The organism is Vibrio genomosp. F10 str. 9ZD137, assembly GCF_049974785.1.
Taxonomy (GTDB): domain Bacteria; phylum Pseudomonadota; class Gammaproteobacteria; order Enterobacterales; family Vibrionaceae; genus Vibrio.
On record NZ_JBNGCJ010000220.1, the window covers coordinates 1 to 264 of the forward strand.

1 protein-coding gene is annotated in these 264 nt (G+C 48.1%); it reads left to right on the forward strand.

Annotated elements, in window-relative coordinates:
* Window positions 1-264: VCBS domain-containing protein (locus ACP45E_RS03045; RefSeq protein WP_241824255.1), on the forward strand; the 264-nt coding region annotated here is incomplete at both ends.

Below are 264 nucleotides of genomic sequence, written 5' to 3' on the forward strand. Positions count from 1 at the left end.
GGCGGCGTTGATACTGCCTCTATATCTGAAAATACTGCTGGCGTTAACATGTCTCCCGACTATGCCCAACCTGGCATCGCCACACTTGGCAATACAACACTCTATGCGGATGGCAAGCTAACCATTACAGACCCTGATACGGGTGAGTCTATTTTTGAAAAGCAAGGTAGCAATGGTTACGACTACCACGGTACCTATGGAGATCTGATTCTACAAAATGACGGTACATGGCATTATCACGCCGATGCCGGGCATCTATCAGGT